Source organism: Ralstonia sp. TCR112, from assembly GCF_007997035.1.
In the GTDB taxonomy this organism is placed as follows: Bacteria; Pseudomonadota; Gammaproteobacteria; order Burkholderiales; family Burkholderiaceae; genus Ralstonia; species Ralstonia edaphi.
Genome location: NZ_VOSS01000011.1, coordinates 1 through 17626 on the forward strand (window position 1 = coordinate 1; position 17626 = coordinate 17626).

Here is a 17626-nt window from a genome sequence, read left to right on the forward strand (position 1 = left end):
GGCCGGCGCGGCAGGTTGCGGCACGTAGGGCTCACGATCGCCACCCAGCGACGGGCCGCCCGTGGCGTAGGCCGGACCTTGCGGACGGCTGCCTCGCACCTTGCGGATGATCCACATCACCACGAACGCGACAAGCGCGATCAGGATCAGGTTCGACAGCAACGAGGCAAGGCCCGCGCCCAGACCGAACTTCGACAGGAGATAACCGAGGCCCAGGCCGGCAGCCAGGCCACCCAGCATGCCGCCCCAGTTACGTCCGGGCTTTGCGGCCGGCGCGGCCGGAGCTGGTGCGGCCGGCGATGGTTGCGCGGCGGGCGCGGCCTGCTGCGTGGGCGACGGCGTTGTGGCCGGCGGCGTCTGCTGGCGTTGCGTCACCGTGGACGACTGCTTGCCGATGCTGCGGCTGCCGCCCATGCGCTTGGCGTTGGCGTCGATTGCCGTGCCCAGTGCGAGCGTCGCGACCAGCGCGCCCGCCATCAATTTTCCACCCCAATGCAAACTCATCGCTGTCTTCTCTCCAATGGCAGTGACGCCATTAGATGAAGACGTCAATGCCGAAATTCAATGTGAAGGATCGTGGCATATCGCCGCAGCGCGCTGCATCGCCCATCTGGCGGAACGACGGAAACACTTAGAGGCGACGGCCGACGTGCAGAGCCACGACACCTGCTGTCAGATTGAAGTATTCGACCGAGTCCAATCCGGCCTGTTCCATCATCTGCTTGAGCGTTTCCTGATCCGGGTGCATGCGGATGGATTCGGCCAAGTAGCGGTAGCTTTCGGGGTCGCCCGCCACTTTGCTGCCCAACCACGGCAGCACCTTGAACGAGTACAGGTCGTAAGCCTTCTCCAACGGCTGCCACACCTTGGAGAACTCCAGCACCATGACCTTGCCGCCTGGCTTCACCACGCGACGCATTTCGGCAAGCGCGCGATCCTTGTGCGTCATGTTGCGCAAGCCGAATGCCACTGTCACCACGTCGAAGTAAGCATTCGGAAAGGGAATGTGCTCGGCGTCGCACAGCGCGGTGGGGGTGAGCACGCCGGCATCGAGCAGGCGATCACGGCCGACGCGCAGCATCGACTCGTTGATGTCAGTCAGCCACACCTCGCCGGTGGGGCCGGCCTGGCGGGCGAACGCCTTGGCCAGGTCGCCCGTGCCGCCCGCGATGTCGAGCACCTTGTAGCCCGGGCGGACCGCTGCCTGGGCGATGGTGAACATCTTCCACACGCGGTGCAGGCCGCCGGACATCAGGTCGTTCATCACGTCGTACTTGCTCGCGACGGAATGGAACACGCCGGCGACCTTGCCGGCCTTCTCCTGCTCATCGACCTGCTGGAATCCGAAGTGGGTTTGGCTCATGACAAAAAAAGGATGCGGATGCAGCGCCCAGGCGCCGCGAAGTGAATCGGGAATCAGTGGCTGTGGCCGCAGGCGTGGCCAGCGTTCTCTGCCATCGGGGCGTCGCGGTCGACGCCGGCAGCAGCCAGACGATCGAGATACGCCTGCCAGAGCGTGGCCTGCTCAATGCCGAGGCGGTACAGGTAGGCCCAGTCGAAGATGCCGGAATCGTGACCGTCGGAGAACAGCGGCCGGATCGCGTAATTGCCCACCGGCTCGACGCCGACAATGCCGACCTCGCGCTTGCCGGTCTGCAGCACTTCCTGGCCGGGCCCGTGCCCCTGCACTTCAGCCGACGGCGACAGCACGCGCAGATATTCGAACGGCAGGCTGAACTGTTTGCCATCGGCAAAGGCGATCTCCAGCACGCGCGATTGCGTGTGGACGGTAATGCCGGTCGGGTGCGGGGTGTCGGCGGAAAGTCCGGCCATGAAAACGTCTCGTCGAGTCAGAAAAACGGTGTTTCAGGAAGCGGCCAGCGCAACGTGCGCGGGCTCTTCCACCACCCGATAGCTTACCGCAGTCAACGGGTTGCCTTCGGGGACGTAGCGCAGGCGGCGATGGTGGAATCGTGCCACGGTGCTGCGGTGCGCCACGCTGACGATGGTCACATCGGGCATCGATTCGAGCATCAGGCTGTACATGAACGCTTCGGTGTCTTCGTCGAGTGCGCTGGTGGCCTCGTCGAGGAAGAGGTAATCGGGGCGCTGCAGCAAAGCCCGTGCAAAAGCCAGGCGCTGCTGCTCGCCGGGCGACAGGCGCAGGCTCCAGTTGCTCACCTCGTCCAACAGGCCGGCCAGCGCGGGCAAGCGGCAGGCGATGAGCACCTGAGTCAGACGCTCCGCGGTGTATTGGGTGGCCAGATCCGGATACGAAAGCGCGTCAGCCAGCGTGCCGGAGGGCAGATAGCTGCGCTGCGGCAGGAACAGCACGCGGGCGTCCTGCGGGACTTCGATGCGGCCGCTGCCATAGGGCCAGATACCGGCCACGGCGCGCACCAGCGTGCTTTTGCCGCAGCCGGACGGACCGTTGACAAGCACACGCTCACCGCGTGCCAGCGTCATGTCGAAGGGCTCGACCAGCATGTCTTCGGGCTTGCGGTTCGGCAGGTTCAGCGCAAGACCATGGGCTTCGATGGCGGGTACGGCCGCGGTTTCCACCTCGACATCGCGCACGCCGGCGCGGTGCTCTTCTTCACGCTCGGCGGCACGGATGGCACGCTGGAATTCGATCAGACGGTTGGTGGAAGCCTTCCAGGTGACCAGCGTGCGGTAATTCGTGACAAACCACGACATGGCGTCCTGAACCTGCCCGAACGCGGTGGCGACCTGCATCATGCCGCCCAGCGTAAGCGTGCCGCCAAAGTAGCGCGGCGCCGACACCAGAAACGGGAAGATGATGGCGAACTGCGCATAGCCGGAACTGGCAAAGGTCAGGCGCCGCGTGTAGTCCATCAACTGGTTCCAGTTGGCGCGGATGCGCTCGAAGCGGCCGCGCAGGATGGCTTTCTCGGTCGGCTCGCCGCGGTACAGGGCGATGCTCTCGCTGTTCTCGCGCACGCGCACGAGCAGGAAGCGGAAGTACGCCTCGTAACGCTCCTGCTGGAACGACAGCCCGATCAGTGGCCGCCCCACAAAGTGGATGATCACCGAGCCCACGATCGAGTACAGCAGCGCAAACCACACCATGTAGCCGGGAATCACAAAGTCGTGGCCACCCAGGCTGAACGCCAGCGGCCCCGACACCGCCCACAGAATCCCGAAGAATGACACCAGCGTGACAGCCGAATTCAGGAAGCCCAGCGCCAAGGTGAGCGTTGCATCGGTGAACGTGCGCAGGTCGTCGGCGATCCGTTGGTCGGGGTTGTCGGCGCTGTGCGTCTGCTCCAGGCGGTAGAACGCCTGCTTGCTAAGCCAGTCGTCGAGGAAGCTGCCGGTAATCCAGGTCCGCCACCGCATCTGCAGCATCATCGAGTAGTACAACCGCATGATGGAGCCAAAGATCAGCAATGCGGCGATCCATGAAAAGCGGCCCAGTTGCGTCCAGAATTCGCCGTAGTTCTTCTGCTCGAGCGCATTGTAGAAAAGCCGATTCCAGTCCGTGAACAGCACGTTCATGTAGACCAGAAACAGGTTCAGGGCGATCACCAGCGCGAGCAGCCCCCAGGCCTTGTGACGATCTTCCGAAAACCAGTACGGACGAATCAGTTGCCAGGTTTCCGACAAATTCAGCCGCCCATGGTGGACGGTCAGTTCGGAGATGGAATCCTTGTGGGAATCGGGCGTGGCGGCGGTGCGCGGTGTCGTCATGGCGAGGGCGTTGGCGCAACAGAAAGAGAATCAGACGCCGTGCGAGTCACAGGGGTTCCGCGCACGACGGGGCGATGCGTTACCAGGCGTTACCCACCGTATCGCCGAGGGGGCTCAGGCGTCGGCCAGCGCCGCTTGCAGCGCGTACGACAGCGCCGGCAACTTGGCCGTGATCTCGGCCATGCGCGCAGTATCGGGCGCGCGTTGCTCGGGGCCCCACACGGCTTCCGGGAAATGCGTGTCCCACCGATAGCGCGGGATGACATGCCAATGCAGATGCGGCACGAAATTGCCGAAGCTCGCGAGGTTGATCTTGTCGGGCGCCAGTTCGGCGCGCAGCACGCGCTCCACCCGGGTGACGATGTCCATCAGCCAGTGGCGATCGGCATCGGACAGATCGGTCTGCTCAGCCACGTGGTCGTTCCAGATGACGCGGCAAAAGCCCGGAAAGCGCGCGTGCTCGACCAGCACCACGCGCGCGCGGCCATTGCGCCAGACGGGTTCGCCGCCGTCCGTCTCGCACAGCGCGCAGCCGGGCGCGCGCTCGCCGGTCACCGTAGCCGTCACACCAGAACCCGCTCGATGCCGCCGGCGTTGGCCTGCGCGACGTAGTCCTGCAGCCAGGTTTCGCCGAGCACGTGACGCGCCATCTCGACCACGATGTAGTCGGCCTGCACCGAAACATCTTCGGTGTAGCGCGACAGGCCCTGCAGACATGCCGGGCAGCTCGTGAGGATCTTCACGTCGCCGTTGAACGCCTCGCCGCCCTGGCCTGCGGTCTGGCCGAGACTGCGCAGCTTGTCGGCGCCCTTCTGCATCTCTTCTTCCTTGCGGAAGCGGACCTGCGTGGAAATGTCGGGGCGCGAAATCGCCAGGGTGCCCGACTCACCGCAGCAGCGGTCGTTCTTCTCGATCGCGCGAGTCTGGCCATCGGCGCCGATGTTGCCGCCCATCAGCTGGTTGACCAGCTTGGTCGGGTCCATCGTCTTGATCGGGGTGTGACAGGGGTCGTGGTACATGTACCGCGTGCCTTGCACACCGTCGATCTTCACGCCCTTCTCGAGCAGGTATTCGTGAATGTCGATGATCCGGCAGCCCGGGAAGATCTTGTCGAATTCATATCCGGCCAGCTGGTCGTAGCAGGTGCCGCAGCTCACCACCACCGTCTTGATGTCGAGGTAGTTGAGCGTGTTGGCCACGCGGTGGAACAGCACGCGGTTGTCGGTGACGATCTTCTCGGCCTTGTCGAACTGGCCCGTGCCGCGCTGCGGATAACCGCAGCACAGGTAGCCCGGCGGCAGCACCGTCTGCACACCGGCGTGCCACAGCATTGCCTGCGTGGCCAGACCCACCTGCGAGAACAGGCGCTCCGAGCCGCAGCCCGGGAAGTAGAAGACCGCCTCGCTATCGGGCGTGGTCGCCTTCGGGTTGCGGATGATCGGGACGATCTCGTTGTCCTCGATGTCCAGCAACGCGCGTGCGGTCTTCTTGGGCAGGTTGCCCGGCATCTTCTTGTTGATGAAGTGGATCACCTGCTCGCGCACGGGCGGCTTGCCTACCGTCGCGGGCGGCCGGGCGGTCTGCTTCTTGGCGAACTTCTTCAGGATGTCGTTGCCCAGACGCTGCGCCTTGTAGCCCCAGTCGAACATCACCTTGCGGGTGAGGTTGATCGTCTCGGGGTTGGTCGCGTTCAGGTAGAACATCGCCGCTGCCGTGCCGGGGTTGAACTTCTTCTGCCCCATCTTGCGCAGCAGGTTGCGCATGTTCATCGACACATCGCCGAAATCGATCTTGACCGGGCACGGCGTCACGCACTTGTGGCAGACCGTGCAATGGTCGCCCACATCGGCAAACTCTTCCCAGTGCTTGACCGACACGCCGCGGCGCGTCTGTTCTTCGTACAGGAAGGCCTCGATGAGCAGCGAGGTGGCAAGAATCTTGTTGCGCGGGCTGTACAGCAGATTGGCGCGCGGCACGTGCGTGGCGCACACCGGTTTGCACTTGCCGCAGCGCAGGCAGTCCTTGATCGACTCCGAGATGGCGCCGATGTCGCTCTGCTGCATGATGATCGACTCGTGCCCCATCAGGCCGAACGACGGCGTATAGGCGTTGCGCAGATCAGCGGCCAGGCCTTGCGGGTCGTTGATGTCGCGCAGCAGCTTGCCCTTGTTGAAGCGGCCGTTCGGATCGACGCGGCGCTTGTAGGCAGCGAAGTCGGCGATCTCTTCGTCGGTCAGGAATTCCAGCTTGGTGATGCCGATGCCGTGCTCGCCCGAAATCACACCGTCCAGCGAACGCGCCAGCGTCATGATGCGGGCCACCGCCTTGTGGGCGTCCTGCAGCATGTCGTAGTCATCCGAGTTGACGGGGATGTTGGTGTGCACGTTGCCGTCGCCGGCGTGCATGTGCAGGGCGACGAACACGCGGCCGCGCAGCACTTTCTTGTGGATCGCCTGGGCCTCGTCGAGGATCGGCTTGAACTCGCCGCCGTTGAAGATCTTGCGCAGCTCGGCGCGAATCTCCGACTTCCACGACACGCGGATCGTCCGATCCTGCAGCAGGTGGAACAGGTTGGCGTCAGGCTGATTCACTAGACGGTCGTCGATGGTCTGCGCAAGGTAGCCCAGGCCAAGGCCGATGAGGCTCGCCCGCGCCGTGGTGACAGGCGTGTCGAGATGGTCCAGCAGATATTGCCAACGTGCACGCGTGGCGCGCAGCAGTTGCTGCGCCTGTTGCACGCGGTCTTCCAGCAGTTCAGCGCTGGGGATTTCGTTGGCGTCGTCGGTGCGGCCCAGCGGCAAGTTGCTGCCGGCAAAGAAATCGAGCAGCGCGTCGGTCAGCTTGAGCTTGCTCTTGATCGACAGCTCGATATTGATGCGCTCGATGCCGTCGGTGTACTCGCCCATGCGATTGAGCGGGATCACCACGTCTTCGTTGATCTTGAAGGCGTTGGTGTGCTTGGCAATCGCGGCCGTGCGCGAGCGGTCCAGCCAGAACTTCTTGCGTGCCTCGGGGCTCACGGCCACGAAGCCTTCGCCGCTCTTGCCGTTGGCCAGGCGGATCACTTCCGAGGTGGCGCGCGCCACGGCGTCATCGTCGTCGCCGACGATGTCACCGATGAGCACCATCTTCGGGAACGCGTTGCGCTTGCTCTTGGTGGCGTAGCCGACCGCGCGCAGGTAGCGCTCGTCCAAATGTTCCAGGCCCGCGAGGATGGCGCCGCCGGGCTTCTTGGTCTCGGCGTCGAGGTAATCCTTGATCTCGACGATGCTCGGGATCGCGTCACGCGCCTGGCCGAAGAACTCCAGGCACACGGTGCGGACCGACTTGGGCATACGGTGCAGGATCCAGCGCGCGCTGGTGATGATGCCGTCGCAGCCTTCCTTCTGCACGCCGGGCAGGCCGGCCAGGAACTTGTCGGTGACGTCCTTGCCAAGGCCTTCCTTGCGGAACTTGCGGCCTTCGATGGTAAGCGTCTCGGTGCGCAGCAGCTTGGCGCCGACCGGCGCGTTGCCGTCGAACCACTTCAGCTCGAAGGTGACGACCGGCGCATCGTGAATCTTGCCGAGGTTGTGATTCAGGCGCTGGACTTCGAGCCAGTTGCCGTCCGGGTCAACCATGCGCCACCAGGCGAGGTTGTCCAGCGCGGTGCCCCACAGCACGGCCTTCTTGCCGCCCGCGTTCATGGCGACGTTGCCGCCTATGCACGACGCGTCGATCGAAGTCGGGTCCACGGCGAAGACGAGACCGGCCTTGTCCGCCGCATCCGCCACGCGACGCGTCACCACGCCGGCGCCCGAATAGATGGTCGCCACGGGGTGATCGACGCCCGGCAGGTCGGTCATCTCGACCGCATCCAGACGCTCCAGCTTTTCCGTATTGATGACGGCCGAGAACGGCGTGAGCGGCACGGCGCCGCCGGTGTAGCCGGTGCCGCCTCCGCGCGGGATGATGGTCAGACCCAGTTCGAAGCAGCCCTTGACGATGCCGGCAATTTCTTCTTCCGTATCGGGCGTGAGCACGACGAACGGATATTCGACACGCCAGTCGGTGGCATCGGTCACGTGCGACACGCGCGACAGGCCGTCGAACTTGATGTTGTCCTTCGCGGTGACACGGCCGAGCACCTTCTGGGCGCGGCGGCGCAGGTCATACACCTGGGCGAACTCTTCCTGGAATGCCTTGACGGCGCGGCGGGCATGCACAACCAGCTGCTCGACCTTGCTGGCGCGCTCGTCGCCCACGGGGTCGTGGTGCGAATCGTGATCGGCCACACGGCGCTTCTCGATCTCCGCCAGGCGGTGATTGAGTGCGTCGATCAGCATCTGCCGGCGCTTCGGGTTGTCGAGCAGGTCGTCCTGCAGATACGGGTTGCGACGCACCACCCAGATGTCGCCCAGCACTTCGTACAGCATCCGTGCCGATCGGCCGGTGCGACGCTCGGCGCGCAGTTCGTCCAGGATCTGCCACGCAGACTCGCCCAGCAGACGGATGACGATTTCCCGATCCGAGAACGAGGTGTAGTTGTAGGGAATCTCGCGCAGCCGGGGCGCAGCGTCCTGCGCCGTGAGTTTGGCGTCGATCAGAAGTGGGGCATTCATGGCGTGCCGCTGGGGAGGAGGTCGCGGCAAGGAGGACAAGAGCGCGCGGTCTTTAAAGGGCGATTGTACTGCAACGCGCGCCGTTGATGCGTTGCAGCAACGGTATCCCTGCGGCTGATATGGGCGGGAAAAGCGTCGCGTTTTCAATGGCTTGCGAAAAGCGCGAAGGCCTGAGAGTGCGCCCCACGCCACGCAAACGTCAGATCATTACAGCCTTGATCCAGCCAAAGATGCCGTGCCAGAAGCCGTCGGGCAGGGTCATGAGCGCCGCGGTCATCGCCAGATAGCGCAGGAATTTGCCGATGGCCATGTACATGACGCTGGGCCAGAACTTCAGGCGCAGCCAACCGGCCAGCGTGCAGAGCGGGTCGCCGATGCCGGGCAGCCACGACACCAGCAGCGACACCGGGCCGATGCGGCGCATCCAGCGGAAGTATTTCTTGTCGAGCGGGGGCTCGCGGTGGCGCTTGGGGTGCGGCACGTGCTGGGCGTGCTCGGCGTTGTGCTGGCGGCGGCGGCGCGCCAGGTGGTAGCGCACCAGCGCCAGCTTGGCCGCATAGCCCATCCACCAGTCGACCATGCCGCCCAGCGTGTTGCCGAGTGTGGCCACCACGATGGCGGGCCAGAACATGTCCGGATTGAGCTTGATGTACGCAAAGACCGCCGGCTCGGAGCCCAGCGGCAGCAGCGTCGCCGAAATGAAACTGACGACGAAGATGGCAGGCAGCCCGACCTTGGGCAGGGCGAGCGTGGCAAAAAGCGTGTCGATCCACTGTTCCATGCGATCGATTGTAGAGGGCGGGCGGCCGCGGCGTCGCTTGGGGGCCGCCCTAGCCGGTCAGGCGAAGAACAGGTAGGCGACAAGCACGGCGCCGACGAGCCCGATCAGGTCGGCCCACAGCCCGCAAGCCAGCGCGTACCGCGTGTCCTTGATGCCGACGCTGCCGAAGTACACGGCCAGCACGTAGAACGTGGTCTCGGTCGAGCCCTGGATGATGGCGGCCAGCTTTCCCTGGAAGGAATCGACGCCGTAGGTCGTCATCACGTCGACCATCAGGCCGCGCGCGCCGGCGCCGGACAACGTCTTCATCAGCCCCACGGGCAGCGCCGGCACAAAGCGCGTGTCGATGCCCAGGTGCGTGAACAGCGCAGAAAGCCCCTGCATCAGGACATCCATGCACCCCGCCGCGCGAAACACGGCAATCCCCACCAGCACCGCGACGAGATACGGAACGATGCCGATGGCGACCTGGAAGCCGTCCTTGGCGCCATCGACGAAGGTTTCGTACACATTGATGCGACGAAATGCCCCACAGACCAGGAACGCCACGACGATGGTGAGGATGGCGCCCGCGCCGATCAGGCCGATCCACGTCGCCATCTGCTGCGGCGGAAACTGGTGCAGCCACGCAAACAGCAGCCCCATCGCCGCGACAAAGCCGCCGAAATACGCCAGCAGCGCCGGCTTGAACAGATTGATGCGTTGGTACCACGCCACGGCCGCAATGCCCGCGCAGAAGCCGATGAACGTGGACAGCAACGTCGGCAGGAAGATGTCCGCCGCGTTGAAACCCACCAGCCCCTGCTTGACGGCCATGGCCTGGCGGATGGCGATGACGGACGTCGGTACCAGCGTCACCCCTGCGGTGTTGAGCACCACAAACATCAGCTGCGCATCGCTGGCGCGCTGCGGCTGCGGGTTGATCTGCTGCAGCTCGCGCATGGCTTGGAGGCCGAGCGGCGTAGCGGCGTTGTCCAGGCCGAGGACGTTGGCCGACACGTTCATCATCATCGCGCCGTTGGCGGGGTGGCCGGCCGGCACGGAGGGAAACAAGTGCCGCATCACCGGGTTCACGAGCCGCGCAAACAGATCGACCACGCCGGCGCGCTCGCCCACGCGCATGATGCCGAGCCACAGCGCCATCATGCCGGTCAGGCCGATGGCGATTTCGAAGCCGGTGCGCGCGGCATCGAACATACCGGTCAACATGCGCGAGAAGACTTCCATGTCGCCCTGCACCACCTGCACGCAGGCGGTGACGAAGGCGACGAGAAAGAAGGCGAGCCAGACGAGGTTCAGGGCCACGGGGGTTGCGCGTTGGAATCGGACAAGCCGCTCATTGTGCCTGCGGGGGCGTCTCGATCGGGTGGATCAGGTGGAAGTTGTCGTAGTCCACCGACGTGACGCGCCCTCGTCGCGGATGAGGTCGGCATAGCGATAGTTCCAGCGGATCTCGTCGTGCCGCCAGGAATAGCGGGCCTGCACGGTCTGCGCGGCGGTCTCGTCGGCGCCCTCGATGGTCAGCAGCAGCAAGGCGTCACCGGCGGCGAGCGATTCTGCGGTGGCGCGATGCAGCGGGCTGGTCTCGTCGATGACGTGCATCATCACCCAGCCCAGCAGGAAGATCGGGTGCTCGCTGCGCTCCAGCTTCAGGTCGTGAATCTTGTAGATCGAGTAGCCCTCGGGCGAGACCTCGTCCTGCATCAGGCGCAGCCGGGCGGTGGCCTCGGCGATGACGTTCTGGCGCGCATTGGCGGCGCGCAGCATCAGCGTGGACTTGCCGTTGAGCGGCCGCACGACAACGTTGCGGGCAAACATGATCTTGGCGCGCGGGCGTGAGAATCGCGCAAACACCATTCCCGTCGCCATGGCGATGCCCGACATGCCGATGAAGATCTCCAGCGTGGCGATGACGTGGGCGTAGAGCGTTTGCGGGTGCATGTCGCCGTAGCCGACCGTGGCCAGCGTCTCGACGCTGAAGAAGAAGGCGCCGACGAAGCCGGGCGGCGACTGGTTCGCGATCGCGCCGTCGCCGAGCGAATACAGCCCCGCGAATACCGCATTCAGCGCCAGGAACATCGTCGCCAGCAACGCGAAGAAGGTCGGCCAGTTGACCTCCAGCGCATGGTGATAAACGTCGCGCCAGCCCAGCGGCGGCATGCCGTAGGCAATGACGTGCTGCGTTCCGGACCAGACTTTGCGGCCCCGGCGCGCGCGTCCGGCACGCTCGGAGGAAGACGACGGGGTGTTCATGGAGGCCTCTCGCCGATGATGCGCCGCGCCCGCCCGGACGCGGCCGGGGCAGTGTACCGACCGGCGCGCCCGTCCGGCAAGGCAGGCCAGGCGGGCCGGTCGGCCCAGGCGCCGCGTGATAGGCTTACGGGCTCTGTTCACGTCCAACCCCGGTCCGCACCATGGCCATCGATTACCTCAAGAAAATCCTGACTGCGAAGGTCTATGACGTCGCGGTGGAAACCGAGCTGAAGTTCGCGCCGAACCTGTCGGCGCGCACCGGCAACCGCGTCTACCTCAAGCGCGAGGATGACCAGCCGGTGTTCTCGTTCAAGCTGCGCGGCGCCTACAACAAGATGGCGTCGCTCACGCCGGCCGAGCGCAAGCGCGGGGTGATTACGGCATCGGCGGGCAACCACGCGCAGGGCGTGGCTTTCAGTGCGGCGCGCATGGAATGCAAGGCCGTGATCTGCATGCCGGTGACGACGCCGCAGTTGAAGATTGACGGCGTGCGCTCGCGCGGCGGCGAATGGGTCGAGGTCGTGCTGCACGGTGAAAGCTATTCCGACGCGTACAACCACGCCGCCAAGCTGCAAGAGAAGCACGGCTACACCTTCGTCCACCCGTTCGACGATCCGGAAGTGATTGCCGGCCAGGGCACCATCGCCATGGAAATCCTGCGCCAGCATCCGCAGCCGATCCATGCGATCTTTTGCTCGATTGGCGGTGGCGGGCTGATCTCGGGCATTGCGGCCTACGTGAAGGCCGTGCGGCCCGACGTCAAGGTCATCGGCGTGCAAAGCGTGGATTCCGACGCGATGGCGCGCTCGGTGGCCGCCGGCAAGCGCGTCGAACTGAAGGAGGTGGGCCTGTTTGCGGACGGCACGGCGGTCAAGCTTGTCGGCAAGGAAACGTTCCGCCTCACGCGCGAACTCGTCGACGAGATCATCACCGTGGATACGGATGCCATCTGCGCCGCGCTCAAGGACGTGTTCCAGGACACGCGCAGCCTGCTGGAGCCTTCGGGTGCGCTGGCGCTGGCCGGCCTCAAGCAGTATGCCGAAACGCATAAGCTGAAGAACGAATCGCTCGTGGCCGTGGCCAGCGGCGCGAACATGAACTTCGACCGCCTGCGCTTCGTGGCCGAGCGTGCCGAAGTGGGCGAGGCGCGCGAAGCCGTGTTTGCCGTGACGATTCCCGAAGAGCGCGGCAGCTTTAAGCGCTTCTGCGAACTGGTCGGCTGGTCGCGCAACGTGACGGAGTTCAACTACCGCATTGCCAGCAAGGACGCCGCGCATATCTTCGTGGGCGTGCAAATTGCGTCGCGCGCAGAGGGCGACAAGATTGCCGAGAACTTCCGCAAGCACGGTTTCCCGACGCTCGACCTGTCGAACGACGAACTGGCCAAGCAGCACATCCGCTACATGGTGGGCGGCCGTTCGCCGCTGGCAGAAAACGAGCATCTCTACCGCTTCGAGTTTCCCGAGCGGCCGGGCGCGCTGATGAAGTTCCTCTCGAGCATGAGCCCGAACTGGAACATCAGCCTGTTCCACTACCGGAATCAGGGCGCGGATTCGAGCAACATCCTCGTCGGCATCCAGGTACCGAAGAACGAGAAGCGCGAGTTCAAGGCGTTCCTCGCCACGCTGGGCTATACCTATTGGGACGAAAGCGAGAACCCCGTCTACAGCCTGTTTTTGTGATGAGCAACCAACCCGAACATTCGCCGCTCGGTAAGACCTCCGCCTACAAGACGGAATACGACCCGAGCCTGCTGTTTCCGATTCCGCGCCAGCGCAAGCGCGACGAGATCGGCCTTGCCGCCGGCACGGCCCTGCCCTTCTTCGGCGTGGATCTCTGGAACCTGTACGAGCTGTCGTGGCTGAACCTGCGCGGCAAGCCGCAGGTGGCGCTGGGCACCGTGATCGTGCCGGCCGATTCGCCCAACATCGTTGAATCGAAGTCGTTCAAGCTGTATCTGAATTCGTTCAACCAGACGAAGGTGGCGTCGCACGAAGCGCTGCAGCAGTTGATCCACCACGATCTGTCGGAAGCGTGCGGAGCGCCGGTGCAGGTCCGCATCGTCACGCACGAAGAATTTGCCCGGCAACGCATGGGCGAACTCGACGGCCTGCTGCTCGATCGGCTGGACATCGAAACGGATGTCTACCAGCCTACGCCCGAGCTGCTGCATGCCGACGAGGAAGAAAGCCCGGTCGAAGAAACGCTGGTGTCGCACTTGCTGAAGTCCAACTGCCTGGTGACGGGTCAGCCGGATTGGGGCAGCGTGCAGATCCGCTACGTGGGTGCGCCGATCAACCAGGAGGCGCTGCTCAAGTACCTGATCTCGTTCCGCGAGCACAACGAATTTCACGAGCAATGCGTGGAGCGGATCTTTACGGACATCCTGCGTCAGTGCCGGCCGGTCAAACTGGCCGTCTATGCACGCTATACGCGGCGTGGCGGGTTGGACATCAACCCGTTCCGCACCAACTACAACACGCCGTGGCCGGATAACCTGCGCAATGCACGTCAGTAAGCGCTGACGCTGCGTAAGACACACGAGGCGCCTCCGGGCGCCTTTTTTCTTGCCTGGGCGATCCGCCAAACGGGCATGCGCCCCTCGTCCATTTTGTGGACGCCAACGCCCTGTCGTTTCACGTTCGCTCGCCTATAGTGGTATCCGCAGTACGCCACCCGGGGGAAATCGTGAAGGGCCCATCCGCTTTTCGTGGACAGGGCGCTCTCGACGGGGGACATGCCATGACGAAAACGCCATGGAAGCCGCAAGGTGGGTCAACCCACGCGGTTACGTGCGCATGCCTGCTGCTCTGCGGCGGGCCGGTCCTTGCACAGACCAACGAGCCGGTGGACGACAAGCCGCCCAGCCTGGAAGCGCTGCAGCGCGAGCTTGCCGATACGCAGGCGCGCCTGCAGGAACTCAAGCGCTCCATCCAGCAACAGGAAGCGCATCTTCGGCGCATGCGGCGCGCGCTCGGCATGAGCGAGGGCCGACTCGATACCGTGCGCGGTGCCGGTGCTCCCGGCGCGGCGGGCGATGCTTCGCAAATTGCGCAGAACGAAGAGACACGCACCACGCCTGTCGGCAAACCGCCGGAGCCGCCTGACCGGCCGCCACGCATCGCGCAGATCTTCGACGAGCCCAGCGCGCTCACACCACCGGGCAAGGTGGTCGTCGAGCCGTCATTGCAGATGGCGTATTCGTCGTCGGACCGCGTGGCGCTGGTGGGCTACACGATCATCCCCGCGCTGCTGATCGGGCTGATCGACGTGCGGCAGGTGAAGACCACCACGCTGACCGGCACGGTGGCGGTGCGCTACGGCCTGGCGCGGCGTTGGGAACTGGAAGCGCGCGTGCCCTATGTCTACAGCGCGAGCGACACCGTCAGCCGCGAACTGTTCACCGGCACGGCGACGGACAACGCTTTCAGCTCGCACGGCCGCGGCATCGGCGATGTGGAACTGACCGCGCGGTACCAGATCAATGCGGGCGGTGTCGACAAGCCGTTCTACATCGGCTGGTTGCGTTTCAAGACGCGCACCGGCAAGGATCCGTTTGAAGTCACCACCGATTGCGTGACGCGCTGCGTGAGCAATACCACGGGCACCGGCCTGCCGCTGCAGCAACCAACGGGCTCAGGCTTCTTTGCGGTACAGCCGGGGCTGACGTGGCTGTTCCCGACCGACCCCGCCGTGTTCTTCGGCAGCATCAGCTACCTGCACAACTTCGAGCGCAAGGATGTCAGCCTGAACCTGGTGGACGGCTCGAAGCAGTTCCTGGGCGACGTGAAGGCCGGCGACATCATCGGCCTGAACTTCGGCATGGGCCTGGCGCTGAACGAAAAGGCGTCGTTCTCCATCGGCTACGACCAGAGCATCATCGCGCCGACCAAGCAGAACGGTCAGCGCGTGCCGGGCTCGGTGCGAACCATTCTCGGCACGTTGCTGGTCGGCTATTCGTACCGGCTCTCGCCCAAGATGACGCTGAACCTGTCGGTGGGTGCAGGCCTCACGCGCGACACGCCGGACCTGACCGTCACGCTGCGCCTGCCGATCCAGTTCTAGCTCAGTGCAGCAGGGTGACGACGTTGGCCAGGGCGCCCTGCAGCACGTTGGAAAGATTCAGCTGACGGAACTGCGGCAGGCTGTTGACCGCTGCGTTGATGGTCGTCACGGCTTGCAGCGTCTGGTTGTTCAGACTGTTCTGGATGACCGTGGCGGCCGCTGCCGCACCCGCCGTCACGTCAGGCGGCGCGACATTGTTGGGCCCGTTCTGCACGAGGTTGACCGTATTGACCACCGAGGCCAGTTGCTGCGCCTGCGCGGCCGTCATTCGCGCTACATCGGGGATGTTGACCGATGCGCTCGCCACCAGATCGCCGTTGATGTAGACCGCACGGTCGATGCCGAACGAGATGTGCAGCCCTGCAAGCGCGGGCACATCGAAGCCGCCGCGCATGTCGTCGAGCTTGTCTTCGGACACGGCGTGCCAGGCATGGACCGGGTTGTTGTCCATGCTGTCCATGCCGGCCGCATACGCATGCCCGGCCGCAGCGAGCGCAAGCCATCCTGCACATCCCGCAGCCCGCGCCACCTTGCCAAACCGCTTCATGATGCCCTCCTGCCCGTCCACCGGACGGCAACGCGCAACTGACGCTCAGAAGTCGGACGGACCATGCTTGGGAACGACGATGTTGCCCAGGCCGCTGCGGTCCATGCCTTCCTCCAGCGGCGCACGCGGTGCCACGCGCCAGTCCGATGAAGCGTTGAACGTCGCCCCCGTCTCGCGGTTGTGGACGACGAACAGCAAATGGTTGTCCCACATGCTCTCGAAGCTCGCACGCGGGATCGCACGCGTGCCCATGGCCGGATCGCCCACGAGCACGCGCCCTTCCTGCACGCCCTTGACCACCACGAAGTGGTGATAGCCGTTCTCGGTCAACAGCACGATGGCCGGCAAGTGGGCGTCCTTCAATGCATCCAGCGGCTGCTCGAAACCATCCGCCTCAAAGCCCAGAGAGGCCAGATAGCGTTTGATGTCGAGCAGCGAAAAGCCTTCTCGCCGGATCTTCTCCTGGTTGCCATGCTCGTACATGGCCTGGAACACGGTCTGCTCGCTTACCGGGTAGCCGTACTGATACGTGAGCAGCGTCGCCACCGCGGCCGACCCGCAACTGAAGTCGAAACGCTGATGCACGGTGCGCAGATAGCGCGCGGCCTTCATGCTCGTCACCGGCACGGCATACGTGCCGCCGCCCGTGCCGAGCATGTCGACTGCGCCCGCCCACGCAGGCCCGCACGCCAGCGCCATCAGCACTGCACCCAACGTCTTGCGCATCATTCCGTCCTTCACAAGCTCAAGGCCGGAACTGCACGTTGACGATGGTGGCGTTCTGGATCAGCACGTTCGCTCCGCTGTTCTGGATGACCGTGGGGATCCCGCTGGCATTGGCAAACGAGCCGTCGCGCACGATGTTCGACCCCGTCGCCACGTTGACGGCGGCGTTGTCGCTCACGGTGCCCGACAGGCGCGCGTCATTGACGGTCTGGTAGAGATCCTGCGTGCCGCCGCGATAGCTGTCGAGCCGATCTGCTCCCACCGCATGACCGAACCCAGGCACCGACACGGCCGCGGCGACCGGGGGACGCACCGCTTCCGTGTTGGCGACCTGCGCACCGTCTGCGATCGGCACATCGTCTGACGCCATCGTTGCTGCCGCTGGCCACACTGCCAGGCCGCATGCCAGCCACCATGCCGCCCATCCTGCTGTGGTTCTTCTGTCGGATCGCATCGAATGTCTCCTCTACGCTCCAACTGCGGGCCGGACCGCCGATGCAGTCCGGCCCCATCCACCGTCATGCGCGAAGCTTAATCGCCGCGCGCCGCGGCACTTCCCCGCTCATACCCGATACCGGGCTACTTGCCGACATTCAGGTTGGCCTGCACGTTGATGCTTTGCTGGATGAGGGAAGCGAAGCCGCTGTTCTGGTTCGCCACCATCACGCCTGCTGCAGACTGGCCCACGCTGGTCATGGCGTTGGACATGTTGAACGTGCCTGCGTCCACCATGACCGTGCCGCCGGCACCGCCCGTGCCACCCACCGCGCCGTTGCCGACACCGCCGTTGCCAACGCCACCTGCGCCGCCGGCCGCACCGACTGCGCCCACAGCGCCATTGCCGGCCGTGGACGCGCCGCGCCGTTGGTTGCGCTGCCGTTGGTCGCGCTGCCGCCTGCGCCGCCATTGCCTGCCACGTTGGTCGCTGCGCCGCCCGCACCT

Annotated in this window: 13 protein-coding genes and 3 pseudogenes; 3 read left to right on the forward strand and 13 right to left on the reverse strand. The window is 64.8% G+C overall.

The genetic code is table 11. From position 1 onward, the window contains the following. The 9 genes and pseudogenes from FUT88_RS04650 to FUT88_RS04690 form a co-directional block, all read right to left on the reverse strand. A pseudogene (locus FUT88_RS04650) lies at window positions 1-504 on the reverse strand (hypothetical protein); the annotation flags it as partial. A 127-nt stretch (window positions 505-631) separates the two neighbouring features. Next, window positions 632-1363: a bifunctional demethylmenaquinone methyltransferase/2-methoxy-6-polyprenyl-1,4-benzoquinol methylase UbiE gene (gene ubiE / locus FUT88_RS04655; protein WP_012761151.1), complete on the reverse strand. Its 732-nt coding sequence runs from the start codon at window positions 1361-1363 to the stop codon at window positions 632-634. Between the two features lie 53 nt (window positions 1364-1416). Further along, a complete protein-coding gene (locus FUT88_RS04660; protein ID WP_147214025.1) occupies window positions 1417-1833 on the reverse strand; it encodes a gamma-butyrobetaine hydroxylase-like domain-containing protein in 417 nt (138 codons plus the stop codon). Between the two features lie 33 nt (window positions 1834-1866). Then, window positions 1867-3711, reverse strand: coding sequence for an ABC transporter ATP-binding protein/permease (locus FUT88_RS04665; RefSeq protein ID WP_147214026.1), 1845 nt, complete (start codon window positions 3709-3711; stop codon window positions 1867-1869). Window positions 3712-3825: 114 nt separating this feature from the next. Continuing rightward, window positions 3826-4278: an HIT family protein gene (locus tag FUT88_RS04670; RefSeq protein WP_186829238.1), complete on the reverse strand. Its 453-nt coding sequence runs from the start codon at window positions 4276-4278 to the stop codon at window positions 3826-3828. Then, window positions 4275-8312, reverse strand: coding sequence for a DUF3683 domain-containing protein (locus FUT88_RS04675; protein WP_147214027.1), 4038 nt, complete (start codon window positions 8310-8312; stop codon window positions 4275-4277). The genes FUT88_RS04670 and FUT88_RS04675 overlap by 4 nt, the downstream gene beginning before the upstream one ends. 199 nt (window positions 8313-8511) lie before the next feature. Next, complete coding sequence (locus FUT88_RS04680) at window positions 8512-9093, reverse strand: YqaA family protein (protein WP_027678243.1); 582 nt, start codon at window positions 9091-9093, stop codon at window positions 8512-8514. Window positions 9094-9150: 57 nt separating this feature from the next. Next, window positions 9151-10398 carry a nucleoside recognition domain-containing protein gene (locus tag FUT88_RS04685; protein ID WP_147214028.1) on the reverse strand — a complete coding sequence of 416 codons (1248 nt, stop codon included), beginning with the start codon at window positions 10396-10398 and terminating at the stop codon, window positions 9151-9153. A gap of 31 nt (window positions 10399-10429) precedes the next feature. Continuing rightward, window positions 10430-11346 (reverse strand): annotated as a pseudogene (locus FUT88_RS04690) (ion channel). A gap of 161 nt (window positions 11347-11507) precedes the next feature. Here FUT88_RS04690 and ilvA point away from each other — a divergent pair. From ilvA to FUT88_RS04705, 3 genes are all read left to right on the forward strand, one after another. Then, window positions 11508-13028: a threonine ammonia-lyase, biosynthetic gene (gene ilvA / locus FUT88_RS04695; protein ID WP_147214029.1), complete on the forward strand. Its 1521-nt coding sequence runs from the start codon at window positions 11508-11510 to the stop codon at window positions 13026-13028. After that, window positions 13028-13864, forward strand: a complete 837-nt coding sequence (gene queF / locus FUT88_RS04700; RefSeq protein ID WP_147214030.1) for an NADPH-dependent 7-cyano-7-deazaguanine reductase QueF — start codon at window positions 13028-13030, stop codon at window positions 13862-13864. Before ilvA ends, queF begins: the two co-directional genes overlap by 1 nt. Window positions 13865-14088: 224 nt before the next feature. Next, the gene (locus FUT88_RS04705; protein WP_147214031.1) at window positions 14089-15411 is read left to right on the forward strand and encodes a transporter; all 1323 of its coding nucleotides are present in this window, start codon (window positions 14089-14091) and stop codon (window positions 15409-15411) included. Between the two features lies 1 nt (window position 15412). Here FUT88_RS04705 and FUT88_RS04710 read toward each other — a convergent pair whose 3' ends face one another. From FUT88_RS04710 to FUT88_RS04725, 4 genes and pseudogenes are all read right to left on the reverse strand, one after another. After that, entirely contained in the window at window positions 15413-15958 is a 546-nt protein-coding gene (locus tag FUT88_RS04710; protein ID WP_147214032.1) for a hypothetical protein, read from the reverse strand. Between the two features lie 45 nt (window positions 15959-16003). After that, entirely contained in the window at window positions 16004-16687 is a 684-nt protein-coding gene (locus FUT88_RS04715; protein ID WP_147214033.1) for a C39 family peptidase, read from the reverse strand. A 16-nt stretch (window positions 16688-16703) separates the two neighbouring features. Beyond that, window positions 16704-17138, reverse strand: coding sequence for a hypothetical protein (locus FUT88_RS04720; RefSeq protein ID WP_147214034.1), 435 nt, complete (start codon window positions 17136-17138; stop codon window positions 16704-16706). 125 nt (window positions 17139-17263) lie between these two features. Further along, window positions 17264-17626: pseudogene (locus FUT88_RS04725) on the reverse strand (hypothetical protein); the annotation flags it as partial.